General features: G+C 62.5%; 1 pseudogene. It reads right to left on the reverse strand.

Annotated features, from left to right (window positions below):
* Window positions 1–293, reverse strand: a pseudogene (locus tag EN851_RS34870) (molybdate ABC transporter permease subunit); the annotation flags it as partial.
* Window positions 294–333: the final 40 nt, after the last annotated feature.

A 333-nucleotide genomic window follows, 5' to 3' on the forward strand; every position in this document is an offset into this window, starting at 1 on the left:
ATGGCATCTACGATGCGGCGGCCCGGAAAACGATAACGCACCAGCACCCAGGCAACGAGCGTACCGAACACGACGTTGACGGCAGCGGCGATCAAGGCAGCGCCGAAGCTGATTTCGAGTGCGTTCAGGGTGCGGCGATCCATGGCGATCGCCCAGAAATCGGTCCAGCCGAGCGCTGCCGAGCGCCACACCAGCCCTGAAAGCGGGATAAGGATGATGAGCGTGAGGTAGGCAAGCGAGAAGCCGAGCGTCAACCCGAAGCCCGGAATGACACTCGGCTGTCTGAACAGCATGACCACAGCACCCGCTCAGGCAGGGTGGCGGTTCAGACAG

This window comes from Mesorhizobium sp. M8A.F.Ca.ET.208.01.1.1 (assembly GCF_004791315.1).
Lineage (GTDB): Bacteria > Pseudomonadota > Alphaproteobacteria > Rhizobiales > Rhizobiaceae > Mesorhizobium.